Source organism: Pseudonocardia thermophila (assembly GCF_900142365.1).
Taxonomy (GTDB): domain Bacteria; phylum Actinomycetota; class Actinomycetes; order Mycobacteriales; family Pseudonocardiaceae; genus Pseudonocardia; species Pseudonocardia thermophila.
In genome coordinates this window covers 12,999-38,017 of record NZ_FRAP01000028.1, presented here as the reverse complement: position 1 = coordinate 38,017, position 25,019 = coordinate 12,999, and the positions used below count along the sequence as shown (strand labels likewise).

Annotated in this window: 24 protein-coding genes and 1 pseudogene; 11 read left to right on the top strand and 14 right to left on the bottom strand. The window is 72.2% G+C overall.

The window, feature by feature from the left end; translation table 11 throughout:
• Positions 1–51 precede the first annotated feature (51 nt).
• Positions 52–867: a helix-turn-helix transcriptional regulator gene (locus BUE41_RS27620; RefSeq protein WP_084755979.1), complete on the bottom strand. Its 816-nt coding sequence runs from the start codon at positions 865–867 to the stop codon at positions 52–54.
• Between the two features lie 140 nt (positions 868–1,007).
• On the opposite strand from BUE41_RS27620, the gene BUE41_RS27615 reads away from it, so the two are divergent.
• From BUE41_RS27615 to BUE41_RS27570, 10 genes are all read left to right on the top strand, one after another.
• Positions 1,008–1,745 (top strand): PEP-utilizing enzyme, encoded by a 738-nt coding sequence (locus BUE41_RS27615; RefSeq protein WP_073460281.1) that lies wholly within the window; start codon positions 1,008–1,010, stop codon positions 1,743–1,745.
• Between the two features lies 1 nt (position 1,746).
• Positions 1,747–3,282, top strand: coding sequence for a hypothetical protein (locus BUE41_RS27610; protein WP_073460280.1), 1,536 nt, complete (start codon positions 1,747–1,749; stop codon positions 3,280–3,282).
• A 64-nt stretch (positions 3,283–3,346) separates the two neighbouring features.
• Positions 3,347–4,843: a class I adenylate-forming enzyme family protein gene (locus BUE41_RS27605; RefSeq protein WP_073460279.1), complete on the top strand. Its 1,497-nt coding sequence runs from the start codon at positions 3,347–3,349 to the stop codon at positions 4,841–4,843.
• On the top strand, positions 4,843–5,451 hold the full coding sequence (locus BUE41_RS27600; protein ID WP_073460278.1) for a hypothetical protein: 609 nt from the start codon (positions 4,843–4,845) through the stop codon (positions 5,449–5,451). Before BUE41_RS27605 ends, BUE41_RS27600 begins: the two co-directional genes overlap by 1 nt.
• 8 nt (positions 5,452–5,459) lie before the next feature.
• Positions 5,460–7,226 carry a pyruvate, phosphate dikinase gene (locus BUE41_RS27595; RefSeq protein ID WP_234997625.1) on the top strand — a complete coding sequence of 589 codons (1,767 nt, stop codon included), beginning with the start codon at positions 5,460–5,462 and terminating at the stop codon, positions 7,224–7,226.
• Positions 7,223–7,771 (top strand): acetyl-CoA carboxylase biotin carboxyl carrier protein, encoded by a 549-nt coding sequence (locus BUE41_RS27590; RefSeq protein WP_073460276.1) that lies wholly within the window; start codon positions 7,223–7,225, stop codon positions 7,769–7,771. Before BUE41_RS27595 ends, BUE41_RS27590 begins: the two co-directional genes overlap by 4 nt.
• Positions 7,764–9,173 carry an acetyl-CoA carboxylase biotin carboxylase subunit gene (locus BUE41_RS27585; RefSeq protein ID WP_073460275.1) on the top strand — a complete coding sequence of 470 codons (1,410 nt, stop codon included), beginning with the start codon at positions 7,764–7,766 and terminating at the stop codon, positions 9,171–9,173. Before BUE41_RS27590 ends, BUE41_RS27585 begins: the two co-directional genes overlap by 8 nt.
• A complete protein-coding gene (locus BUE41_RS27580) occupies positions 9,170–10,669 on the top strand; it encodes a carboxyltransferase (RefSeq protein WP_073460274.1) in 1,500 nt (499 codons plus the stop codon). The genes BUE41_RS27585 and BUE41_RS27580 overlap by 4 nt, the downstream gene beginning before the upstream one ends.
• Positions 10,669–11,088 carry a Zn-ribbon domain-containing OB-fold protein gene (locus tag BUE41_RS27575; protein WP_073460273.1) on the top strand — a complete coding sequence of 140 codons (420 nt, stop codon included), beginning with the start codon at positions 10,669–10,671 and terminating at the stop codon, positions 11,086–11,088. Before BUE41_RS27580 ends, BUE41_RS27575 begins: the two co-directional genes overlap by 1 nt.
• Entirely contained in the window at positions 11,085–12,221 is a 1,137-nt protein-coding gene (locus tag BUE41_RS27570; RefSeq protein WP_143172407.1) for a thiolase family protein, read from the top strand. The genes BUE41_RS27575 and BUE41_RS27570 overlap by 4 nt, the downstream gene beginning before the upstream one ends.
• Before the next feature lie 208 nt (positions 12,222–12,429).
• Here BUE41_RS27570 and BUE41_RS32295 read toward each other — a convergent pair whose 3' ends face one another.
• Positions 12,430–12,687 (bottom strand): helix-turn-helix domain-containing protein, encoded by a 258-nt coding sequence (locus BUE41_RS32295; RefSeq protein ID WP_073460272.1) that lies wholly within the window; start codon positions 12,685–12,687, stop codon positions 12,430–12,432.
• Positions 12,688–12,858: 171 nt separating this feature from the next.
• Between BUE41_RS32295 and BUE41_RS32750 the strand changes: the two are divergent.
• Positions 12,859–13,179 (top strand): annotated as a pseudogene (locus BUE41_RS32750) (urease subunit beta); the annotation flags it as partial.
• 86 nt (positions 13,180–13,265) lie between these two features.
• Here BUE41_RS32750 and BUE41_RS32285 read toward each other — a convergent pair.
• From BUE41_RS32285 to BUE41_RS27500, 12 genes are all read right to left on the bottom strand, one after another.
• A complete protein-coding gene (locus BUE41_RS32285; RefSeq protein WP_159444978.1) occupies positions 13,266–13,658 on the bottom strand; it encodes a nuclear transport factor 2 family protein in 393 nt (130 codons plus the stop codon).
• A gap of 141 nt (positions 13,659–13,799) precedes the next feature.
• Positions 13,800–17,537, bottom strand: a complete 3,738-nt coding sequence (locus BUE41_RS27550) for a PEP/pyruvate-binding domain-containing protein (RefSeq protein WP_234997624.1) — start codon at positions 17,535–17,537, stop codon at positions 13,800–13,802.
• 265 nt (positions 17,538–17,802) lie between these two features.
• Positions 17,803–19,269: a MocR-like pyridoxine biosynthesis transcription factor PdxR gene (gene pdxR, locus BUE41_RS27540; protein WP_073460269.1), complete on the bottom strand. Its 1,467-nt coding sequence runs from the start codon at positions 19,267–19,269 to the stop codon at positions 17,803–17,805.
• A 340-nt stretch (positions 19,270–19,609) separates the two neighbouring features.
• The gene (locus BUE41_RS30530) at positions 19,610–20,326 is read right to left on the bottom strand and encodes a MucR family transcriptional regulator (protein ID WP_073460268.1); all 717 of its coding nucleotides are present in this window, start codon (positions 20,324–20,326) and stop codon (positions 19,610–19,612) included.
• The gene (locus BUE41_RS27530; protein WP_073460267.1) at positions 20,319–20,723 is read right to left on the bottom strand and encodes a helix-turn-helix domain-containing protein; all 405 of its coding nucleotides are present in this window, start codon (positions 20,721–20,723) and stop codon (positions 20,319–20,321) included. Before BUE41_RS27530 ends, BUE41_RS30530 begins: the two co-directional genes overlap by 8 nt.
• Before the next feature lie 241 nt (positions 20,724–20,964).
• Positions 20,965–21,177 carry a DUF7340 domain-containing protein gene (locus BUE41_RS33090; protein WP_456107117.1) on the bottom strand — a complete coding sequence of 71 codons (213 nt, stop codon included), beginning with the start codon at positions 21,175–21,177 and terminating at the stop codon, positions 20,965–20,967.
• A 201-nt stretch (positions 21,178–21,378) separates the two neighbouring features.
• Positions 21,379–21,849, bottom strand: a complete 471-nt coding sequence (locus BUE41_RS27525) for a DUF6941 family protein (RefSeq protein ID WP_073460266.1) — start codon at positions 21,847–21,849, stop codon at positions 21,379–21,381.
• Positions 21,846–22,241, bottom strand: a complete 396-nt coding sequence (locus BUE41_RS27520) for a helix-turn-helix domain-containing protein (protein WP_073460265.1) — start codon at positions 22,239–22,241, stop codon at positions 21,846–21,848. Before BUE41_RS27520 ends, BUE41_RS27525 begins: the two co-directional genes overlap by 4 nt.
• 30 nt (positions 22,242–22,271) lie before the next feature.
• Positions 22,272–22,697, bottom strand: a complete 426-nt coding sequence (locus BUE41_RS27515) for a type II toxin-antitoxin system RelE/ParE family toxin (RefSeq protein ID WP_073460264.1) — start codon at positions 22,695–22,697, stop codon at positions 22,272–22,274.
• A gap of 173 nt (positions 22,698–22,870) precedes the next feature.
• Positions 22,871–23,149, bottom strand: coding sequence for a hypothetical protein (locus tag BUE41_RS27510; protein ID WP_143172406.1), 279 nt, complete (start codon positions 23,147–23,149; stop codon positions 22,871–22,873).
• Between the two features lie 450 nt (positions 23,150–23,599).
• On the bottom strand, positions 23,600–24,190 hold the full coding sequence (locus BUE41_RS27505; protein ID WP_143172405.1) for a hypothetical protein: 591 nt from the start codon (positions 24,188–24,190) through the stop codon (positions 23,600–23,602).
• Entirely contained in the window at positions 24,187–25,005 is an 819-nt protein-coding gene (locus BUE41_RS27500) for a metal-dependent hydrolase (RefSeq protein ID WP_143172404.1), read from the bottom strand. The genes BUE41_RS27505 and BUE41_RS27500 overlap by 4 nt, the downstream gene beginning before the upstream one ends.
• Positions 25,006–25,019: the final 14 nt, after the last annotated feature.

The window sequence follows — 25,019 nt, the reverse complement described above, 5'->3', positions numbered from 1 at the left end:
GCTTACCCCGGAACCCACAAATCGGCGTCAGGAAAAACCGCGACTCGCCGCTCAGATCGACCGCGCGAGCAGCGCCAGCTCCATTCTCGACTGGCATCCCGTGGCCGCGAGAATGCGGCTCACGTACTTCTTGACGCTGTCCTCCGCCAGCGACAGCGCCACGGCGATGTCGGCGTTCGACAAGCCGTCCGCCACCAGCTGCACGACCTGTCGCTGCCGCTCCGAGAGCCCAGCCAGCGCCGCCTTCGGGCGGGTCGGCGGGAGCCGGCGCGCGATCGCCGACAACTGCCTGCTGAGCAGGCGCATCGTGGCCAGCTCCGGCGGGCCGAGCTTGTCCGCGCGCTGGTCGAAGATGCCTACCAGCGCGGTGTGACCGCCCGGCAGCTCGAGCCGGATCGCCGTCGCGGACTCCATCCGCCACGTCGACACCAAGAAATGCCGGACGTATGCCTCGGCGGACGCCGGGAGATTGCCGCGGGACTGCAGTTCGGAGAGCGACGAGACGCCGCTCGACACGAGCTGACGCATCGCGGGCGGTGAGCCGAAGAGGTCGAACCGGTTCCACCGCTCCAGGTACTCCGGCAGCATCTTCTTCGTCGCGCCCTCGACGAGCGGCGCGTGGTCGCCGAAGACGTTGTGGAAGGTGGCGCCGGCGAAGAACGAGACGTGCCTGAGCCCGAAATGGCGGCACAGCGCCTCCACCATCTGCTCCCGGAAATCCGGGAGAGAGGGCGCGCGATCGCAGCCCTCGAGCACATCGAACGCGCGCTCGTAGTCGACTGTTCGCAGCGCGGGACGAGGCCGGCGCCGGTCGGACCGGATCGTCGACGTCGACGCCGGACTGTCCACCAACGTGGACTGGGTCACAGAGATAAAGCTACCTACGTTTCGTCCCCGTGAACAGCAGGGGGCCGCTCGGGTGGCTGGCGCGGGCGCGGGAACGCCGGTCTCGACGGCGGGCGGCCCACCTGCGCGAACACACCCGCTCCGGTCCCAGTGAGGTGACGATGTCCGATTCCGCACAGCAGGCGACTGTGCCCGCACACACCCCACCCAAGTGGGGTACGACCGAGGTGCTTCCGCTCCCCGCCCGGTTCAACTCAGCGGTCCGTGAGCTGGCCGCCAAGCGGTTCGCCGCGACCGGCGCGGCGTGGAAGGACGTGGTCTTCGCCCGCCAGTTCGACCTGTTCTCGCTCTCCGATGCGCAGGCGATCGAGCAGGCCGCGCTGGACGACGGCTACCGGTTCGAGTTCTCCGCGACGGTGTCGCTGGAGTCCGAGCCGCACAAGTACAAGCGTCCGGAGCGGACCGGGGCGACGTTCGCCGACGGCGAGTCGAGCGACGGCCGCCGCCAGGTCGGGGTCGGCGACAACGTGCTGCGCAAGTCCGAGAACGTGGTCGGCGAGGCCGCGCTGATCTCGACCACCGAGCAGGTCATGAGCTACCTGGCCGACGGCGTCCCCCCGGGGACGATCGCTGTCATCGACGACTCCGGCGGCACGCTCACCGCGCCGATCATCGAGGGCTTCGCCGGCGTCATCTGCCTCGGCGGCACGGTGCGCTCGCACTTGGGCATCCTGGCCCGCGAGTACGACGTGCCGACCCTCATGAACTGCACGATCGACGCCATCTCCGACGGCGACGTCGTCGAGATCGAGGTGACCGCCGCACCGCCGGCCGCCGACGCGTACGAGACCGGCGACACCGGGCACGCCCGGATCTGGCTGCACGAGAAGGGCGCGTGACATGGAGATCGACTACCGCCGTCTGCTCGAGGCGAACAACTACCTGCGGCAGCTGTCGGACACGACGTACTGGCTGTGCATCACGCGCACGGTCCAGGAGTCGAAGCTGTTCCCGATGAACCCGTACATGCTGCTCAGCTACCTCAACACCTTCTACCGGCTGCCGACGCTGCTTCGGGAGATCGACGCAGTCACGCCGGCGGAGGAGCTGGGCGACCGGGCGCGCGAGGTGTCGCTCAAGGTCAACACCGTCAACGCCGCCTGGGGCATGCCGGCCTTCTACCTGATCGGCCGAGAGATGCTCATGAACTGGGGTCTGCTCGGCCCGGCCGACGCGGTCCAGGACGTGGTCGACGTGCTGGACTTCTCCCGCCGGTTCAACCTCTCCTACCACCGCAACGACGGGCACCTGACCAACAAGGAGTTCGGCGACCGCAGCCAGTACCTGCCCGAGCGCACCCTGCAGGTGTTCGAGGCCGACCTGCACGGCGTGACCCCGGGCGACCGGCTGCACACCGCGGCCACCAAGCTCATCGCGCAGCTGTCGCAGTTCGCGTTCCTGGCCCACTGCGAGTGCCGGATCGGCATCCACACCTCCGGCCCGTACAACTTCGGCGAGAACCGGCAGCTGATCGTCCGCGACTTCTTCGAGCTGACCGAGGGCGACTACCCCTGGCTCGACGGCATCGCGACGCAGCTGCCCCACATGAACCTGACGATCCCGATCGTCTTCAAGGACACCAACTTCCACCTGATGGACGACTGGGCGTCGTTCGAGGCGGAACCGGCCTACGACGCGAACAACATCGTGGCCGTCGGCATGTACACCGCCGACGCGCTGACCGACGGCTACGTGCCGGTGGCGATGGAGAACGCGGAGACCCTGGCCGAGACCATGGAGAACTATCGCGAGATCCTCAACCAGGCCACGGCCGATCTGTGGAAGCGCATCGCGACCTGGACGCGCGAGCAGATGATCGACGCCGGTGCGCTGGTGTACTCGTCGGTGGCGAAGGACTTCGCGCACCTCGCCGGCACCTACCGCCAGGACGACTGGTTCCAGATCGACGACCGGGTGCAGCGGTTCAAGCCGCTGATGAACGACGAGTACGGCCGCGACAACCTGGCCGAGATGGTGGGCCTGCTGGGCTTCCCGCACCAGAAGGCGAACGAGTACACGATGGCCCGCTACTCCGGGCTCAACCAGAACATGCTGACCGGTATCCCGTACTCGGTGCTCGTCGATGACGACTTCGCACCGACGGCGGGGAACCAGCTGTCCGGCTCATCGAGCCTGCCGCCCAAGACCGGGCTCTGGACGACCAGCCAGGGCCGGCTGGAGATCGATGAGTACAACCGGCGGGCGCGCGAGTTCACCCCCTCGGTGCTGCAGGGCGCCAACCGCTACCTCGACGAGGAGTGGGTGAAGCGCAACTACCGCAGCGAGCGCGCCGACGAGCTGTACAAGCTCACCCAGCGCACCAGCCGCAACCTGGCCGGGCGCGGCGCGGGCCTGCGCCGCGCCGACCTGCACTGATGGTGGGCGACCGGCCGCGCCGTCGCACCGACCGCGGCCGGTCGTCCCTTCCCGAGGAGCCCCCGTGCAGATCGCAGACCTGATCCGCCGGGCGGGCCGCCAGTACGGCGACGCGCCCGCGCTGATCGACGGCGAGCGCGTCGTGTCGTTCGCCGAGTTCGACGCCCTGACCGACCGACTGGGACACGCCCTGCTCGCCCGCGGCCTCGAGCCCGGGGACCGAGTCGCCGTGCTGCTGCCGAACAGCATCGACGGCGTGGTCACCTACTACGCGCTGGCCAAGGCTGGCCTGGTCCGGGTACCGCTGAACGCTCGCGAAACCCCGCACGAGCACGCGTTCAAGATCGACGACTCGCAGGCGCGCGCCCTGGTGCACGTGGCCGACCCACCGACCCGGGTCGAGATCATGATCACCGCGGACGAGCTGCCCGGCATGATCGAGTCGGCCCCGGAGGGACCGTGCGACGTACCGCGCGACCCGGGCGCCCCGTTCCGCCTGGCCTACACCGGGGGCACCACCGGCAAGCCGAAGGCCGTCGTGCTCACCACCCGCAGCGAGCTGGCCGAGATCGACAACTTCCTGGTCGACCTGCTGCCCAACCTGCGGCCGGAGTCGGTGATGCTGCACGCGGCCCCCATCACCCACGGCAGCGGCGCCTTCTTCCTGCCGCATCTGGTGAAGGGTGCCGCCAACGTCATCCTGCCGAAGTTCACCCCGGCGGCGTTCCTGGAGGTGGCGCAGAAGCACCGCGCCACCACCACGTTCATGGTCCCGACGATGATCGGGATGCTCCTGGAGCACCCGGACACCCCGAAGGCGGACCTGACGCTCGAGCGGCTCTGCTACGGGGGCGCTCCGATCGCGACCTCGGTGCTGCAGCGCGGCATCGACCTGCTCGGCCCGATCTTCACCCAGCTGTACGGGCAGGCCGAGGCTCCGCTGGCGATCACCTGCCTACAGCCGTGGGAGCACACCCCGGAGCGACTGGCGTCGGCCGGCAAGCCGTACACGTTCGTCGAGGTCGACATCCGCGACGCCGAGGGCCGCTCGCTCGGGCCCGGTGAGGTCGGCGAGGTGCTGACCCGCGGCCCGCACACGATGGACCACTACTGGCGCCGGCCGGAGGCCACCGCCCAGACGAAGGAACCGGACGGCTGGCTGCACACCGGCGACATCGGCCGCTGGGACGAGCAGGGCTACCTGTACCTGCTGGACCGCCGGCACGACGTGATCATCTCGGGTGGCTTCAACGTCTATCCGCGCGAAGTCGAGGACGTGCTGCTCTCCCATCCCGCCGTGGTCGAGGCCGCCGTCGTGGGGATCCCGGACGAGAAGTGGGGCGAGCGGGTCACCGCGGCCGTCGTGCTGCGCTCCCCCGCCGATCCGGAGGAGATCCGCGCGTTCTGCACCGACCGCCTCGCCGGGTTCAAGCGGCCCAAGGTCGTCGAGATCTGGCCCGAACTGCCCACCAGCCCGGTCGGCAAGTCGCTGCGCCGCGAGGTGCGCGACCGGATGCTGGCCGCTCAGCGGGGCGAGGCTCCGCGACGAGAGGACTCCTGATGCTCGATCCGTACCAGCTCACCCTGCACTCGCTGACGCTGAAGCAGCTCGCCACTGCCGAGCAGCTCGCCGAGGTGACCGGGCAGGACCTCGCCGAGCTCGAGGCCGGCCTGGAGAAAGCTGTCGCCGCCGGTGAGGTCATGGCCGCCAAGGGCAAGTACATGATCACGCCCAAGGGCCGCGAGGTGCTCGACGGCGTCTACCCGCAGGCGTTCACGGCGCTGCGCGGCACCGCCGACGTCACGGACGCGATGAACGCGTTCGAGACGGGCGTCAACAAGCAGGTGCTGTCGCTGACCACCGACTGGCAGACGAAGGAGATCGGCGGCGAGCGCGTCCCGAACGACCACGCCGATGCCGACTACGACGGGAAGATCCTCGACAAGCTGTCGCGGGTGGTCGACAAGACCGCGAAGGTCCTCGCCCCGGTCATCGCCCTGGACCCGCTGGTCGACCGCTTCCTCGACCGCATCCGCGACGCGCTCACCCGCGCCGAGGGCGGCGAGACCGACTACGTCAGCGGCGTGCGGGTGGACTCGGTGCACACCGTGTGGTTCCAGATGCACGAGCACCTGCTGCGGATGACCGGGCGGGAGCGTCCCGAATGAGCACGGCGGTGAGCGCGCAAGCCCCGCCGGCGGCGTCCGGCTCGTTCCGGTGGCTGATCGTGCCGGACGACCCGGCGGTCGAGCCGAGCCGTGACCTGGTCGGCGGCAAGGCGTGGAGCCTGTGGCGGATGCGCTCGCTCGGGCTGCGGGTGCCGCCCGCGTTCGTCGTGACGACCGAGGCGTGCGCGGCGTACTTCGCAGGCGGCGAGCAGCTGCCCGACGGGCTGGCCGACGAGCTGGCCGCCGGCATCCGGCTGCTGGAGCAGCAGCTGGCCCGCACGTTCGGCGGCGGTGAGCGGCCGCTGCTGGTCTCGGTCCGCTCCGGCGCCGCGATCTCGATGCCCGGGATGATGGACACGATCCTCGATCTGGGCTGCACCGACGAGGTCGAGCGCGCGCTGGCCGCGGAGACGGGCGACCCGGCGTTCGCCGCTGAGGTGCACCGCCGCTTCAGCTGCTTCTACGGCCGGCTGGTGCTCGGCTGCACCGAGGAGCTCGACGAGCTGCCGGACACGGCGGCGGTGCGGGCGGCGATCCTGGAGGACACGGGCGAGAGCGTGCCCACCGACCCGTGGGAGCAGCTGCGCGGCGCCGTGGCAGCGGTGTTCGCGTCCAGCCGCTCCCGCCGCTCCGTGGCCTACCGCAAGCACTACGGCATCCCGGACGACCTGGGCACCGCCGTCACCGTGCAGGCGATGGTGTTCGGCAACCTCGACGACGACTCCGGTACCGGGGTGCTGTTCAGCCGCAGCCCGGTCACCGGCGCGCGTGAGCCGTACGGCGAGTACCTGCCCCGCGGGCAGGGAGAGGACGTCGTTTCCGGCCGGGTCACCCCGAAGCCGCTGGAGCACCTCAAGGACACCCACCCCGCGGTCTACGACGAGCTGATCGCCGCGGCCGACCGGCTCGACCGGGAGGGCGCCGACGCGCAGGACATCGAGTTCACGGTGCAGCGCGGCGAGCTGTTCCTGCTGCAGTCGCGTCCGGCGAAGCGCACCGCGCGAGCCGCGGTGCGGATCGCGGTCGCGCTCGTCGACGAGGGTGCGATCACCCCGGCGCAGGCGGTGCGGCGGGTGACGGCCGAGCAGATCCGCACGCTGCTGCGACCCACGCTCACCGAAGGCGCGGCCGACGGGGCGGAGCTGCTCGCCTCCGGAACCTCGGCCTGCCCCGGTGTCGCCACCGGTCTCGCGGTCGCCACGCCGGAGGAGGCGCAGACCACCCCCAACGCGATCCTGGTGCGCCGCTCCACCAGCCCGGACGACGTCCACGGCATGATCGCCGCCGCAGCCGTCGTGACCGAGCAGGGCGGCACGACCTCGCACGCCGCGGTCGTGAGCCGAGCCCTGGACACCGCCTGCGTGGTCGGCTGCGGCGCGGGCACGGTCGACCGGTTGGTGGGCCGGATCGTCACGGTCGACGCGACCGGCGGAAAGGTGTACGCGGGCGAGCTGCCCACCTCGGCCGCCACCGAGGCGTCCGACGACGACCTGCGGCGGCTGGCCGAGTGGGCCACCGCCCAGGCACCGATCCAGGTGCTCGCCCCCGGTGCGGACGCGCCCGGCCCGGTGTTCGACGCCGACGAACTGCCGCCGGACGAGCTGGGCGAGGAACTGCCCGAGATCCCCGCGGGGACGAAGACGGTGCGCGGCGCCGTCTTCACCACCCCGGAGGGCGTGCGCGCGGCACTGCGGTCCGGGGTGGCGGCGATCGTCGCCGAGCACCGGCTGCCGGTGCTGCTCGCCGCGATCGAGCACAGCGGAGGGACGTCGTGAGCACGATCGGAGAGCCGCCGGTCCCGGGCTCCGTGCTGCTGCGGGAGGTGCAGGAGATCCTGCGGACCTTCCGCGACTCGCAGTGGACCGGTATGACCGTGAACGTGCACGGCATGCGGATCGCCGTGGGCAAGCACGGGCCGCCCGCCGGGGCCCGGCCGCCCGCCGCGGAGGCCACTCCCGCGGCGACCGCGGTGGCCGAGCAGCCGGCCCCCCGGACGGCAGAGCCCGCGGCGCAGGTCCCGGCCCAGCCGACCCCGCCCGCCCCGGCCTCGGGTGTCGAGCTCGACCTGACCGGGTGCGTGGCCGCCACGTCGCCCGCAGTGGGTGCGTTCTGGGTAGCGCCCGCGCCGGGGCAACCGCCGTTCGTGCAGGTCGGCGACGTCGTGGAGAAGGACCAGCAGCTCGCGATCGTCGAGGTCATGAAGCTGATGAACCCGGTGCTCGCGCCGGTGGCGGGCACGATCGTGCAGGTCTGCGCCGCCAACTCCGAGTTCGTGGAGTTCGACCAGCCGCTGTTCTGGATCCGGCCGAACGATGGGTAGTCCGGCCGTCGCGCATGCGCGGCCGGACATCGCCCGGCCGCTGCGCCGCGTGCTCGTCGCCAATCGCGGCGAGATCGCGGTTCGAGTGGTGCGGGCGTGCCGGGCGCTGGGCATCGAGTCCGTCGTCGCCACCTCCACGGCCGACCGCGACGGGCTCGCCGCCCGGCTGGCCGACCGCGCGATCTGCATCGGGCCGCCCCCGGCGGGCCAGAGCTACCTGGCCGTCCCGTCGGTGCTGTCCGCCGCGCTGGGCACCGGCTGCGACGCCGTCCACCCCGGCTACGGGTTCCTGAGCGAGAACCCCGAGTTCGCACGCGCCTGCGTCGAGCAGGGCCTGGTGTTCGTAGGGCCCCGGCCGGAGGCGGTGGCGCAGGCCGGGGACAAGGCCCGTGCTCGGGAGCTGGCGCGCAGCGCAGGCATCCCCACGCTCGCCGGTTCACCGGTGCTCGACGACGTCGAGTCCGCGGTGGCGGCAGCCGGCGAGCTGGGGTACCCCGTGCTGCTCAAGGCCGCGGCGGGCGGCGGCGGCCGAGGCATGTCCGTGGTCGAGGACGAGGCCGAGCTGCGGGCCCGCTTCCCGGTCGCGACCGAGGAGGCGCGCTCGGCGTTCGGCGACGGCCGCGTCTACCTGGAGCGGTTCGTGCGCCGAGCCCGGCACGTCGAGGTGCAGGTGCTCGGTGACAAGCACGGCAACGTCGTGCACGTCGGCGAGCGCGACTGCAGCCTGCAGCGCCGCCACCAGAAGGTGGTCGAGGAGGCCCCGGCGCCGGACCTGCCCGAGGACGTCCGTCAGGACATCCGGCGCGACGGGGTGCGGTTCGCCGAGGCGCTCGGGCTCGACAGCGCCGGCACCGTCGAGTTCCTCTACGACGCCGACCGGCAGGACTACGCGTTCCTCGAGTTCAATGCGCGCATCCAGGTGGAGCACCCGGTGAGCGAGATGATCTCCGGGCTCGACCTCGTGGCCGCACAGCTGCGCGTGGCGGGCGGCGAGCCGCTCGGCATCGGCCAGGACGACGTCACGCTGTCCGGCCACGCCATCGAGGTGCGCATCACCACCGAGGACCCGGCGCGCGGGTTCCTGCCCTCCCCCGGCACCGTCACCGCCTGGGAGCCGCCGAGCGGCCCCGGCATCCGCGTCGACAGCCACTGCGAGACAGGCCACGTCGTCACGCCGTACTACGACTCGCTGCTGGCGAAGATCGTCGCGCACGGTCCGGACCGCGCCACCGCGATCGACCGCATGGTCGGCGCCCTCGACGAGCTGCGCGTCGAAGGCGTCCTGACGACGCGCGCGTTCTGCCGGACCGCTGTCGACCACCCCGACTTCCGCGCGGGCCGCGTCAGCACCGACTGGATCACCCGGCGCGGCCTGCCCGATTACCTGGAGAACCAGCGATGACCTACCTGGACGTGGCCCCGCGCACCGCGGGCGGGGGACGGCGGAAGATCGAGATCATCGACCAGACGCTGCGGGACGGGCCGCAGAGCTGGTGGGGCATGCGGATGCGCCGCGACATGGGCCTGCCCATCGCGGGCGAACTGGACCGCACCGGCTTCCACACGATCGACCTGGTCGGCAGCTCGATCTTCGAGGTGCTGGCCCGGCACTGCCGCGAGGACCCGTGGGAGCAGCTGACGTCGCTGTCGCGGGCGATGCCGCGTACCACGATCCGCGCCGGGACCCGCAGCAACGGCATCGTCACCTTCGGGCTGACCGCGGACAGCGTGATGGACCTGTGGGTGCAGCGGCTGGTCGCGCACGGCATCGGCAGCTTCTGGATCTACGACGGCCTGTTCAACCTCGACAAGATCGGCCGGCTGGCCCGCACCGCGCAGGCCGAGGGAGCGAAGGCGATCGCGTGCATCCTCTACGCCGACAGCCCCTACCACACCGACGAGTACTACGCGGAGCGCACGAAGGAGCTGGTCGCGCTCGGGGTGGACGGCATCGAGCTGGAGGACGCCGCCGGGCTGCTCACCCCGCAGCGCACGCGCTCCCTGGTCACCGCGATCAAGCAGGCTGCGGGCGACCTGCCGGTGGAGATCCACTTCCACAGCAACAACGCGCTCGCCCCGATCAACTACCTGGAGGGAGTGCTCGCCGGAGCGGACATCGTGCACACCGCGTCGAAGCCGCTCGCGGCCGGGGTGTCGCTGCCATCGACGGAGAACACGGTGGCGAACCTGCGCTACGCCGGGTTCGACGTCGACCTCGACGAGAGCCGGTTCGCACCGGTGGCCGAGCACCTGCTGCGGGTGGCCGAGTACGAGGACCTGCCGGTCGGGCAGCCCGCGGAGTACTCCCTGTTCCTCTACCGCCACCAGCTGCCCGGCGGCATGACCGGAACCTTCAAGAACCAGCTGCGCCAGCACGGGATGGAGGACCGCTTCGAGGAGGTCCTCGACGAGATGGCCCGGGTGCGCGAGGAGCTGGGCTACCCGGTGATGGCGACCCCGTTCTCGCAGCTCGTGGGCACCCAGGCGGTGCTCAACGTCGTCACCGGGAAGCGGTACTCGGTGGTGCCGGACGAGGTGATGATCTACGTCCACGGTTTCTACGGGAAGCCGGTCGGGCCGCTCGACCAGGACGTGCTCGACACCATCATGAGCTCGGCGAAGGCGAAGACCTACTCCGACTGGGAGCCACCGCAGCCCTCGCTGGAGGAGCTGCGCAAGCGGTTCGGTGGCTCGATCTCCGACGACGAGCTGATCCTGCGCCTGCTGGTGCCGGAGTCGGACGTGGAGGCCATGCGGGCCACCCCGCAGCGCAACCGCGACTTCGCCCCCACCACGGAGGAGGGCAGGTTCATCCGCCGGCTCGTCGAGACCGCCGTCGGGTCCTACCTGCACATCGAGGGCCCCGGCTTCGAACTGACCCTGGAAGGTGATCACTGATGAGCGAACTGGGAGTCGGCCGGCCCACGAAGCGCCGGCCGGGGGCGGCCGTCGGCGGGCTCCCCGTCGCCGATCCCCGCCCCGTCCTCGACGGCGCCGGTGCGGACGCCGCGGTGGTGGGGCTCCGCTGCACGCAGTGCCGCTACCCAGTCCCGCAGCGCAGGATCCCGTGGTGCCCCGTCTGCTACGGCTCGGTCGCCGAAGCCCGGTTCGCGACGACCGGGATCGCCTGGTCGTCGACGGTGGTGCAGATCGCCGTCGGGGGGCGGAAGCCGCCGTTCGCGCTGGCGTACCTGGATCTCGACGACGGCCCACGGGTGCTCGTGCACCTCGCCGAGCCCGCGGTGGTGCCGATCGGCACCCGGCTGCGGATCACCGGCACGGACGACGGTGACCTGGTAGCGGAGGTGGCAGCGTGACCGGGGTGATGCTGTGGGGCGTCGGCACCAGTCAGTACCGGCTGCAGCCGGAGAAGCGCGTCGAGGAGCTGGCCTGGACCGCGATCGCGGAGGCGGTCGCCGATGCGGGGATCCAGCCGTGGCAGATCGAGGCGATCGTCGTCGGCACAGTGTTCGGACCACCCGGCGTCGCGACCCGGGTGCAGCGCGGTCTCGGCCTGCCCGGAGTGCCGATGTGGACGGTGGAGAACGCCTGCGCCAGCGGCACCAGCGCCTACCACGAGGCCGTCGAGGCGGTGCGGCGCGGCCGGTTCGGCTGTGTGCTCGTGCTGGGCGTTGACCAGATGTCGACGTTGTTCTCCGGCGCGATCGTACCGGAGGCGACCGACCCGGAGGGCGCGTCGTCACTGCCGCTGCCCGGGTTGTACGCGCTGCAGGCCCAGCGGTACATGCAGGAGTTCGGGGTGACGCCCGAGCAGCTCGCCGCCATCGCGGTGAAGAACAAGCGCAACGGCCTGGACAACCCGCGTGCCCAGCTGCGGGACAAGGCGCCGACGATCGAGGAGGTCCTGTCCTCCCGGATGATCGCCGAACCGCTGACGTTCCTGCAGTGCTGCCCCACCACCGACGGGGCCGGCGCGGTGATCGTCGGCCGCGAGCGGAACAACCCGAACGACCTGAGGATCGAGGCCTCGGCGATGGTCTCCGGCGCGCTGTGGGACCACCGCAGTCCGGACGTGTGGGGCTACGCCAGTGTCGCCCGCGCCGCCGAGCAGGCGTACGAGCAGGCGGGCCGCTCCCCCGCCGAGATCGACGTCCTGGAGGTGCACGACGCCTTCACGATCGGCGAGATCATCACCCTCGAGGCCCTCGGCCTCGCCCCGCGCGGCAAGGGCGCGGAGCTGGCCCCCTCCGGGCACACCGCGCGCGACGGCGCCCAGCCGGTGAACCCCAGCGGCGGCCTGCTCTCCCGCGGGCACCCCCTCGGCGGCACCGGCACCGCCCAGATCGCCGAGATCGCCTGGCAGCTGCGCGGCACGGCGGGGGCTCGGCAGGTGGCGCGGCACCGCGTCGGACTGGTGGAGACGATGGGCGGCGGTGCGGCCGGGATGGACGGGAACGCCTGCGTCGTGACGATCCTGTCGGTGCCCTGACAGCGTCTGCGCGCTGAGGCGTCCCGCGTCCGCCGGCGGAAGCGCAGGTGAGCCGCTCTCTCGCACCACTGCGTGGCCGGAGAGCGGCTTTCCTGCATCGGCCGATCGCAGCCCGGATCCGCGTCTCGCTCCGGTGCAGCCGCGAACACCACCTGAGACGACCGGTCCCGTCCTACCGGCTGTCCACCGAAGCGGGTCCAGCCCCACATCAGCGGGTTCCGCGCCTCGACGCCGTGCTCGCGGGCCCGCGCGTCACCGGTCGCGATGCCCTCCCTGCTCGGCTGACGTGTGCGGAGCGGGTGTCGGCAGTGTGGAGAGCGAGCGTGAGCAGCGCGGCGTCGGCCGGGTGGCGCGGATCTCGACCGGTGAGCTGGGCGAGGCGGCGGAGGTGGTTGAGAACGGTGTTGCGGCGGCAGAACAGCGTCGCGGCGATGGCAGGGACCGAATCAGCGCCATCCAGACACACCGGAGATCGGTCCACCGGATCCGGACGCGCCCGGTGGGCTCGAGCTGTGCGCCGAGCCCGTGGCGATCGCCCCGGCCGACGCCGCGTGGAGCTGGAGAGCACCAACGCGACCGACTCACTGATCCACGTCTCCTCGCTCCTCCCGATCGCACACGCCAAGAGGGACTGCGCATGGATCGGCCGACCGCTGCGGGGATGCGGCTCGACATTCCCGCCGGAACTTCCCTCTCCTGGGCGCCGGGCGAGACCCGTCGGTCTCCCTGGTACCGCTGGCGGGCGCAGGTCGCGCCTCACGATTCCTCCTCACCGACCCGACCGACGATGGAGCCTCCCGAGACCACCGTCGACCGCAGCGTCTGTGCGGCGATGTACGGGCCGAGCACCAGCGATCGGGTACGCCTGGGCGACACTGACCTGATCGTTCAGAGCGAGGCCGACGACACCTCGCCCGGCGACGAGATCCTCGGGGGTTGCGGAAAGACCTTCCGGGAAGGGTTGCTCGCGGCCGGCGCGATCCAGTGCGGGCCCCCAGGGCCTCGGTCCGGTCCCGCGCCGCCGTCAGCGGGTCCGGACGAACGTCACTCGCCGGGTGCCACGCCGTCCCAGAGCTCGTCGAAGGCGATGCTGTCGAAGAACGCGAGGGCGTCGACCACCAGCCCGTCGCGGAACGTCAGGAACCACGAGTACGTGTTGCGGTACGTGCTCCCGATGCGGGTGGTTCCCTCCCCGTCCCAGACGACGACGACCGTGTCACCGTCGGCGTAGATGCCGCGGATCGCCACCGGCCGGAACGGCGCCTCCGGGGCGAACCGCGCAGCGAACGGCACCAGCACCTCGTCGACGAACGCCTGCTTGTTCGGGTAGACCTTGGCCGACTTCGACCGCCCGGTCACCTCCCACCTCATGTCGTCGGCGAAGAGGCTGCTGACGTGGGAACGGCCCTCGCGCCACGCCGCGAAGGCATCGGACACGATCTTCCTGTTGGCCTCGGCCGACACGGGATCCCCCTCGAGAGCGGCGATGTGGACGGTCGAACGACCGCCGAGAGCCTCGACGGTAGCGATCGTCCGTCAGGGCCGGTAGATGGCGCACTGCCGACGCGGCGGGACCGCTCAGCCGGACGAACCCTCCTCGACCACCACCGTCCCGGCTGCCCCGTCGACGGTGATGACCTGCCCGGTGCTGATCACCTTGGTCGCGTCGCGGACGCAGATGACGGCGGGGATGCCGTACTCCCGCGCGACGGTGGGGCCGTGCGCCATCGGCGCCCCGGTCTCGGTGACCAGCCCGGCCGCGGTCATGAACAGCGGTGTCCAGCCCGGGTCGGTGGTCGGCGCGACGAGGACCTCGCCGGGCTCGACGCGTGCCCCGGCCGGGTCGAGCACCACCCGAGCCCGCCCCGTTGCCCGGCCGGGGGCGGCCGCCATCCCGACGAGTGCCCCGGCCGGCACCGGGCCGCGGGGCACGAGCGCCTCGGGGACAGTGCCGTCGGACAGCATGAGGACGGGGACGGTGCGTCGCCGCATCTCCCGCTCGTACTCGGCGCGCCGCCGCTCGACGAGCGCGCGCAGGTCCGTGCCCTCGGCGGCCGCGAGGGCCTCCCGCAGGTCGAGGAACATGACGTCCTCGGGCCGGTCGAGCAGCCCGCGACCATGCAGCTCCGCACCGGCGGCGAGCAGATGTGTCCGCATCCGGCGGATCGAGTGGAGCCAGACGGACTTCGGCAGCTCCCGCAGCCCGGCGAGCTCCCGCGAGCGGCGCAACAACAGGCCCGCGAGCCGGGCCCGCAGCGGCCGGGTGGGCCGGGCCCTGGCCACCAACTCGTCGATCTTCGCGACCGCGGCGTCAGCGGCTGCGGCGAACCGCCGGTCCGGAGCCTGCTCGGGATCGTCGAGCCGCAGGTAGCCCGCGAGCGCGGCGAACACCGCGGTCGGGTCCTCCGCCCACCGCTCCACTCCGACGTCGACCTCCGCCACCCCGCGGTGGCCGTACTCGCGCAGGAACGCGGCGAGGCCGATGTCGGGCAGCTCGCCCGCGCAGTACCGCGCCGCCAGCTCGGCCGGGGCCGTTCCCAGCAGCAGCTCACGGTGCGGCGCCGCCGCCTCGGCCACCCGCCAGAGCGCGAGATCCATCTCGGTGGTGACGTTGTACGGCATCCCGCGCAGGGTCTCGTCGACCTCGCCTTCAGCGGCGACGCCGCGCAGCAGCCGCGCGGCCATCGCATGGGCGGCCATCGCCGCGTACAGCGGCGCCAGCATCGCAGGCGATCGCTCGACGAACGGCGCCTGGGTCTCCGCGGCGCGCCGCACGTGATCGGCCGCGGTCCGCGCATCGAGCGGGGCCTCGCCGGCCAGCCGGATCTCGTCGGCGACCGCGAACGCCCGCCGCCGGGTGCGCCCCGGGGCGATGACCGCGGCGACGAACCCGGCGATCAGTCCCGGTGCCAGCCGCGCACCCACCCGGAGCACGGTGCGCACCCGGAACGGCAGCCCGCGCACCGGTGCGAGCCGCGGATCGTCCAGCACCCGCGCGAGCGCGTCGGTGACCCGGGGCCCGTACGTCCGCATGCCCTCCAGGAGCCGCGGCCGGACGACTGCGCTGCGCACGAACGGGGTGATGTCCAGGTACATGCGCCCCGCGGCCTCGACGAGCCCGCGCGTCTGCGTGACCGGGTCAGCGGACATCCCGAGCGCCCGAATCAGGTGCGCGGCGGCGGCGCGCATGCCCGCCATGCCCATCGGGGTGAACGGGCGCAGCATGCCCTGGAGGTTCCCGCACTCCAAGTAGACCCGCAGGTCCGCCGGTGTCGTGCGGGGCAGCGGGAACAGGGTGGTGACCGGCCGCGACTGCAGCAGCCACAGCACGCCGTCGCGGGCGAAGGCGAACTCGACGTCGCGCGGTGATCCGGACCGCCGCTGCAGCCGCTCCCCCACCGCCCACAGCTGCGCGAGCTGCGCGCTGCTCAAGCACCCGCCGTCGCTCACGGGCGCGGGACCGTCGAGCACGTAGTGGTCGGCGCGCACCGTGCCGTCGACGACCGCGTCGCCGCGGCCCGCGGTGGCGTCGACGACCATCTCGCCGCGCGCGCCCGTGATCGGGTTCGCCGTGAACAGCACACCGGCGGCGGCCGGCTCGATCATCCGCTGCACCACCACCGCCATGCGGACGGTTGCGTCGTCGATGCCCTCGCCGATCCCGTCGGCAGCGCGGTACGCGACGGCCCGCTCCCCCGTCAGGGACGCCCAGCACCGCTGCACGGCCTCGATCACCGCATCCGCACCGCGCACGTCCAGCACGGTGTCGTGCTGTCCGGCGAAGCTGGCGTGCGGCAGGTCCTCCGCGGTGGCGCTGGACCGCACCGCCACCGCGCCCCCGCCCAGCCGTTCGTAGGCGGTGACGATCTCCTTGCGCAGCTGGTCGGGCAGCGCGCCGGCCTCCCGCACCGCGTCGTGCGCGACGGTGGTGACGCAGAAGCCAGGGGGCACCCGCTCCCCCGCCGCGATCAGCTCCGCCAGCCCGGCCGCCTTCCCGCCGATCACGTCGCGATGCTCAGCGGCGTCCGACAGCGCGACGACCGCGGGCGGGCGGTCACTGACCGGCTCGGCAGCGGGCACCGGCAAGGGTGCTGCTGGTGCGGGCGGGGCGAAGGACGCCATCGTGCGCGCAGGACCGGACTGGGCCGCGGTGATCCGGCGCAGCAGCCCGCTCGGCAACCGGGGCACGGCGTGTGCGAAGGCCACCAGGGCGCGGATGTCCCACACCGAGCGCGGGACGAGCGACCGCATGAGCGCAGGGGCGAGGGCCTGGCTGCGCCGCACGTAGTCGCCGATCTCCCGCTCGTACGCCCCGAACGCGGCCCCTGGCTGCCCGGCGGCCTCGGCCAACGCGGTCGCCAGCACGTACGCCCCGACCACGGCCAGCGTGGTGCCGCCGCCCACCGCCGGGCCGGGTGCGTAGGCAGCGTCCCCGACCAGCGCCACCCGCCCCCGCGACCAGGCGTCCATCCGGATCTGGGAGATCTCGTCGAGGTAGAAGTCCTCCGCGGAGTCCGCGGCGTCCAGCAGCCGCGGAACCTCCCACCCGGCGTCGGCGAACACCGTTCGCAGCAGGGCCTGCTGCTGCGCGACGTCCCGGTGGTCGAACCGCACCGGCTCCCGCGTGCGGAACAGCACCACGGCCCGGGCCTGCCCCGTCTGCCACACCGGGTAGACCCCGACCAGCCGGTCGACCTCCGGGTGCACCACCATGTGCCCCGGCAGGCCGCGGTGATCGGGCAGCGTGAACGCCGCCAGGTACCCGCCGAGGTGGTGCGCGAACAGGTGCTCCGGGCCGAACACGAGCCGCCGCACGCCGGAGTGGAGCCCGTCCGCGCCGACGACCAAGTCGAACCGTCGCGTGCGGCCGCTGTCGAACTCCACCAGCACGCCGCCGGCGTCCTGCCGGAGGGTGCGCACGGCGTCGCCGAACCGGTGCTCGACCTCGGCCTCAGCGGCCGCCAGCACGATCCCGGCCAGCTCGCCGCGCATGACCTCGATGTGGCGGCCGTCGGACACCCACGCGCTGAGTGCACCGAAGTCCACGCTCACCGCCCGGTGTCCCGGCCGCTCCACGCTGATCCGCTCGGTGCGCGTGCGCGCTTCCTCGACCCGGCCCGCCAGACCCATCCGATCGAGCACCGCGACCGCGGGCTCGAAGAGGTCGACGGCGTGCCCGCCGATGCCGCGCCGGTGTTCGGGTGTGCGCTCGACGACGGTGACCCGGAACCCGTAGCGGTGCAGCCACCAGGCGACGACCGGGCCGGCGACACCGGCGCCGCAGACGAGAACCTCGGGACGAGCGGTGAACGACATGGGACCAGGCCTTTCGGACGGCGTTCAGCGACGCGCCGACCAGCCTTCCCGGCTCACCTGGGACGGGAGAGTAGCGCGGCGGCCGGGTTCCACCAAGTCCCGGCCCAACTCGATGATCGCCGAACCGTCGCGGCGCCGGCCTCCGCCTGGTAGAACCCAGAGGCAGCTGGCGGTACGCTCGGCGGCACTGGGCGCGGCGCAGCAGGCGCAACGAACGGCCCTTTCGTCCACTCTGAGTGGACGAAAGGGCCGTTCGTTGCCGCTTCTAGCCCAGCGCCCGTTCCAGCACCCGGATCCCGGCGCGCATGTCCTCCGGCGTCGTCCCCGCGTAGCCGAGCAGGAGCGCCGGTCTCGGCTCGGCACCCAGGTAGTGCGTGGACAACGGCCACACGTGCACCCCGTCCTGCACGGCGCGGCGGGCGATGGCCCGGTCGTCGCGGGACGGGTGGAGCCGGCCGATCAGGTGCAGCCCGCCGTTCGACGGAGCGAGATCGAGCGCGCCGACGAGGGGTTCGGCGAGCCGCAGCAGCTCCTGCTGGCGCTCGCGGTGCAGCACCCGCATCCGCCGCAGATGCCGGGTGAGGTGCCCGGCGGTCATGAAGTCGGCGACGACGGCCTGGTCGAACAGCGACGCGTGGATGTCCGTGCTCAGCCGCGCGGCGACGAACCCGTCGACGAGGTGCGGCGGCGCGACGAGGTAGCCCAGCCGCAGCCCGGGGAACAGCACCTTGCTGAACGTGCCCACGTAGACCACCCGCTGGTGAGCGTCGATCGCGGCGAGCGCGGCGTGCGGGCGGCCGACGTAGTGGAACTCCGCGTCGTAGTCGTCCTCGACGATCCAGGCGTTGCGCGAGCCCGCCCACTCGATGAGCGCGATCCTGCGCGGCAGCGACATCGTGTGGCCGAGCGGGAACTGGTACGACGGCGTGACGACGGCCAGCCGCGCGTCCGGTTCGCGGGCGATCCCGGCGGCCACGTCGAGCCCCTCCTCGTCGACCGGGACCGGCACGAGCCGGGCACCTGCCGACACGAGCGCGGCCCGGGCCCCGAGGTAGCCGGGGTCCTCCAGCCACGCCGCGTCCCCCGGATCGAGCAGGATGCGCGCGCACAGCTCGAGCGCCTGCTGGGAGCCGCTGGTCACGACGACCTGGTCGGCCGAGCACCGGATGCCTCGCGACGTGCCGACGTGCGCGGCGATCGCCTCGCGCAGCGGCCGGTACCCGGCCGGGTCGTCGTAGGTCATGAGCCGGGCGGCCGAGCGGCGCAAGCGCTCGGTGTGCAGCCGCGTCCAGGTCTCGAAGGGGAACCGGTCCAGCGCCGGCAGCCCGATGAGGAACGCGGTGCCTTTAGGCTCCCGGCCGATGACGGCGGGCAGCGGCATGCGGCGGATCTGCGTCAGGCGCTGGCCGCGCTCGGACAGCGTGGCCGCGCCGGTGCCGGGGCGGGCCGGAACCCGCAACCGGGTGCCGGCCGTGAGCATGTGCTCGGGCAGCACGCTCGCCACGTAGGTGCCGGAGCCGCGCCGGCCCACGATGTAGCCCTCGGCCTCCAGCTGCGCCAGCGCGGCCAGCACGGTGTTGCGGGAGAGCCCGGTCTCCGCGGCCAGCGCGCGGCTCGGCGGCAGCCGGGACCCGGCCGCCAGCTGCCCGGAGAGGATGCCCGCGCGCAACCGTTCGTAGAGGACCAGGTACGCGGGCGTCCCGGCCGGGCGCGCGTTGCGTCGAGGTGTCACGTGGCTCCCCTCATCCGGCTCGGATTGGCCCTGGCCAGGGTGCCGGGTCGGGCTAGCGTCCACAGGCGACGGGCCCGCACGAACGCCTCGCCGGAGTCGCCGGGGTTCCCACCACCTGCGGAGGAGCGTATCCAGTGCCGATCTACCTGAGCATGCAGCGAGTCCGGTTCTCCAGCCCGGATGCGTACGAGAAGCGCTGAGACCGGCGTGCGCTCACGCGATGTGACGATGCCCCGCGTGCAAGCCGCAGGTCAGCGCGAGATCGGCACGATGCGTCGCGATGCGCGGCGTGCGCTCGCGTGCACGAGTTTGCCCCACAACTGCCCCACGCGATGCCAGATCAACCACCCTCCCGCTGGCGGTGCCGCCGCACCGTCGACGCGCCGCACCCGATCCGGCGGGCCGCCTTGGTGGCCGGGAGATCCCGCGTAGCCTCGATCGCCGCCGCGAAATCGGAGAAGCCGGCGGCGCGGGCAAGGTCGTCGAGCCGGGCACGGCGCCGGGCGAGCATGGCCTGCACGGCGTAGCGCTGCCCAGGGGCGCGGTGGGCGCGCACGATCTCCAGCTCCCGCGTCTCGCTGTGGACCTCGATCGCCTTGCCGCGGATCGCGTCGAGATGCTCGGGGCCATTCCACGGGGCAAGGTGGTCGACAGCGGTCGGGTCGACGGCCAGCCGCTGGCGCCAGTACTGGGCGGACCGCTCCCGATCCCCGTCGGCACGCAGCGCCGCGGTCGCGGGCAGGCCGTGGCGGGCACGGTACTCGGCAGCCGTCAGCTGGTGCGCCGCGTGCAGGTGGCGGCCGAGGCTGCGGTACCTGCGCCCGCACTCCAGGCACGTGAGCAGCCCGTCGGAGTCGCTGACCGTCGCGCGTGCGCCGCGGCGCTGCGGCGCGGTGGCCGGGGGCGCGACGGCGTCGATCTCGTCGGCGTCCCACAGCAGCACCCACACCCGGCCCCGGCGCAGCATCGCCGCCGGTCGTGGCCACCGCTGCGGGTCCCGCGCCATCACGGTCGCCATCGACGTCCGGCTGTAGCCGAGCCGGTCGCGGTCAGTCATCCCCGGGGGTCCAGTAGGTCACGTGGAGGCCGGGCACCTCCTGTGCCACGCGGGCGACGACGGCTCGGTGCCAGGACGCTGGCCACGTCTGGCCCGGGTGGTGGCGGCGGTAGTCCCGATCCGTGCGGTAGGTCTGGATCTCCACGTCGCGGACGTCGTGCAGGGCCTCGATCGTGGCCGTGACCGTGGCGGCGGTGACGGCTTCGAGCCGCTCCATCTCTTCGCGGACGTCGTCGGGCACCGGGGTGTCGCCGGACTCCCAGCGGTGCACGGTGCGCTCGGCGACGCCGAAGTGCTCGGCGAGCCATCGGGTGGTGAGCCCGAGGTGCTCGCGGACCGTGCGCAGCTCGGCGTCGGTCATCGGCGAGTCGACGTCGACGTCGGTCGGATCTGTCATGAGGGCCTCCTGGGCTGCACAGCCAACGGCCCCGCCCGCGTAGCGCGGGGCGGGGCCGGTGGGACGAGCGTGTATCAGTCGATGATGGCGATGGAGATGCACGAGCATCGGTGTCTCCCTTGTGGAGGTGGGGTGTGGCCTTGTGCCTGCCCCGCTGACACCACAGAGTCTATGTCAGGAAGTCGGACATCGTCAAGGGCTGTCTTCAGGCGACTTTCGGACGGCGGGGACTCTGCCCCGATCAGGACTCCTCGAGGACCGCGGCGAGAGACCGAAGCTGCCCCTCGCCGCGCCACACGGCGCCGCAGCGGAGACACCGCGCGGCGGCGTGGGCGCGGTCGAGCTCGAGCGCGGGGCGGCGGACCTGCTGCCCGGACTCGTCGGTGACGTAGGCGACGGACTTCCCGCACGCGGGGCACGCGCCGGGGTGCGCCCATCGACGGGGCGGGGTGATGATGGCGCGGGCCTGCTCGAGCCACTGCTCAGCAAGGTCCGCGGCGGCAGCGATGTCGTCGACGGCGGCGGCCCGGTCGCGGACGTGGTCGGTGAGCGCACGGTCGTGGGCCGCTTCGGTGGCGGGCAGATCCCGGGTGGCGGCGATCGCTGCTGGTCGAGGCGGGTGCGGCGCCGGGCGACCTATCGTAGGGAGAGTAGCTCAGCTTGAGGCTGAACCCAGCGCGTCCCCGGCGCCGCTTGATGCTGCCACGGGTCGTGGCCGCGTCACGAAGACGAACGATGCCCGCTCACCTTCCATCTCCGCCTCCCATCGGTACCTGCGGCCCGGTTCGAGGGGAAGTCCAGGACCAACATTCACGATGAACGACGCCACGGACGGCATGTCCTGCACTTCTTCGGCGGTCTGTGGGCCAACCTCGATCCCTGCCCTGATCAAGATCGGCTCGTCAGTGTCGGGGGTAGTCACCGGCGTCCCGTCATCGCCAAGCAACCGCAAGGTCACCTCGTGGGTTCCCACAGCGTCTGCTTGGCGATCGAAGATCACCAAGACAATGACACTGGCGGGCTGGCTCGTGGGCGTGTCGATGACAGTCCAGCCCAGCCCGAGAGCATGGACCTTCCCTGCCGGGCCTGCCTGAGCTGCGTCGGCCAGAAGAACGATCAACTTCATCCGGCGCGGCCCAATGCCAGTGGTCCGCTGGCCAAGACCCTCTGCACAGAGATGGGCGTGCCCTCCCCGCCGGACGCTGTGGTTACACGCGCAGGCGTCACAAGCGGATGATCTGCAGGCCGCAGCATCACTCGGTGCTTGACGACGGCGCCGATGGCAAGCGCGTACCGCCGGAGGGACGAGAGTCGTGGATCGGAGTTCATCGTCTCGATGTCGGAGACCACGCTCTGCGAACGGCCCATCGCCTGTGCGACTTGCTGCTGAGTCATGCCCGTCTGCTTCCGCAACCGGACCAGCTGATCGATCCACGCGAAGTCGGCCCGCACGAGCTCATCGGCGAGCGCGTCAACACTCGTGGTGCCGCTCCCCAGCAAGATGTCGATCTCGTCCATGCCCGACCCCTTCATCGGTTACTCCCGATACTAGCCTCGCCGCTGCGCCTGCCAACAGGACCATCGGTGTGCCGCAGCTGTGATGTCGGCGTCCTGTTGCTCAGGAGATGTCTTGACGTTGAACAAGAGACCTAGCATCACGCGACTGAGGCGCAGCTCAAGCGGCTCGCAGTAGTAGAGCCGCCAGTTCGTCCCCTCGATGTGCCATCGGATCTCCATCACACCTGGCCGGAGGTGCAGATGCGGCTTCCCATCGTCGGGCACCTCCAGCTCACCTCGTTCAGCCCGCTTGAGCTTCGCGCGAATCAAGGCGAGAAAGTCGGCCGCGGCGAGATCGCCGCTGGTAGCTGCGATCGCCGCAGCATGTCGCCGGATCTCTTCGATCGCGAGTTTCAGCCCGCCTTCCACGTACCAGTCCCAGGTGCCACCACCCCCGCCGATGTATGCGAACGACATCCGACCACCGTTCGACACTACGGCGACCTCCTAGGGGTGAAGAGCTGACCCGACGGGATGTCCCCTCATGACTACACCACTACGGACCGTCAGACAGCACCGCAGAGACGACCCGATGCGGGCTTCCCGGGACGAGCCCGCGCGGCACCGTCCGACGACGGGCGCCGCGCCCGTCAAGCCAGCTCCCCACCACCACGCCGACGACGACCCGGCGGCGCCTCCCGCGCGTACCGCTCGATGTCGTCGCGGCGCCACCGCGGCGTACGGCCGACCTCGCCACGACGCGCAAGAGCGTCGAGCGCCCACGCCCGCAGCGTGCAGCCGCGCACCTCACACGCCCGGCACCGGCCGGCAGCATCCAGCTGGTGCTCCTCGACGATCCGACGCGCCCGCCCCGGATCCGCGGCGAAGAGCTGCGCGAACACCTCGGCCAACGATTCCGGCCGCGGCATCAATCCAACCCCCAACCCCCGACAATGCGAGCCAGGAACCGCACCCGCTTCCCCGAACCACCGCACACCACACACGAATCACGCCAATACCGGCCGGACGCGTCCGTCTTCCGCGGCCCACCACGAGCACGGCACCGCCAGCATCGCTTGTACGGGTAGCACCACGCGTGCACCGCCGCCGCCACCACACCGGCGGCGACCGCCAGCAGCAGCGTCCGGGTGGCCACGTACACCGCAGCGGCCACCACGAGCGCGATCACCGGCGCCCCCGCACACGCCGCCACCACCGCCTACGGCGGGCAGCCGCGATCGAGGCGGCAATCTCCGCCCGTGACGCTGGCGTCCACACCAGCCCGCACCCACGCAGCGGCGACTCCGGCGGCGGCTCCGACGCCAGCGACGACCAGATCACCTCGCCCTCCACCACGAGCGGCCGCACCGCAACCTCGGTCACGACCCCCTCCGCATCACCTCACCGACCGGCGGCCGGGACGGACGGGCGTTGCTGGTCGTCGGCACGCGCGGCCCGGCCGACCTCTTGGCAGCCTTGCTGGTCGTGCCCTTCTGCGCGCGACCACCGGCCTTGCCCGGCATCGGCGACCCCACCGGCAGGCGGTACCGGCGCGCCCCGTCGGCGGTCTTCACGTGCCGCTGAGCGCAGCGGCACTCGTCGATCGGCTGCCCGGTCTTGGTGCAGCGAGGCACCGCCGTACCGGCCTGTCGGCCACCACCCCCGCGATCCGCGATTCCCCGGGGATTCGCAGCCGCAGCACCCGGACGCGGCGGAGGTGGTGCAGCCGGTCGCTTGGCCACCTGATCGGCCGCCGCGGACAGCAGCGTCGCCACCGCCGACAGCACCAGCCAGATCACCGACAGCGCGACCTCGGTCATGGTCAGCACCACGAGCAGCGCCAGGGTCACGAGCGCCCAGAACGCGGTCAGCAGCGACGGCCGACGCAGCCGACGACGACGCCGAGGAGACCTCGGCGCTCCCGGCGCCGGCTCGCGCCGACCCGACGCCCACACCACGGATCTGCTCATCCCGACACCTCCGGGGAGACAGCAGCGACGACGGCACCGAGGAGACCGGTCGCCCAGAACGCCTCGACGAGGAGACCGAGCAGCAGCAGCGGCGCAACGATCTGGGTCTCCACCGGGCTACCCGCCGGGAAGGTGACCGGAGCGGTCAGCAGTCTCCAGCGGCACTGCTCTGACTGCAGCGGCCACAGCAGCGGCACACCGGCCTCGGTCACCCAGTCTCCTGCCAGGTGCACCAGACACCCGCAGGAGACCGCGACCGAGACCAGCCACCACCAGCCCGGATACGTGGTCAGCGTCCACCAGGAGACCACCGAGGAGACCACCAGCAGCAGGAGACCCGCGCGGCGGAGCCCCAGCGCGAGGAGACCGGTCAAGAGACTGCACGCGACCGCCAAGGAGACCGGCCACAAGAGACCAGCAACCGTGAGCAGGAGACCAGGAAGGAGACACCCGGGCACCGTGTGCGTCAGGGTGCGGTGTCCACTGCGACGCTCCGCGGGGTCTCCTGGGGCGCGGGTCGCGTGGTAGACCGTGAGACTCACCCAGTCCACCGCGTGCGCGATCACCCGGGTCAGCAGACCGAGAGACCGCGCCGCGGTCGCGCCCGGGTGGTCCAGGTCCGGCAGCAGTGCTGCCCCGCCAGCGACGGCCACCACCAGCCCCCGCACAGGCAGCGGCGCGGACGGCACCAGCCCGGCGAGCGCCACCCCGACGAGCAGTCCGCAGCAGGCGTGCTGGCGGCCCATCATCGCGCCCACCCGCCCGGCACTCTCCCGGCACGCGACCCGGTCGCGGCCCGGCACTGTGCCGGACACGACCACCCCCGCGT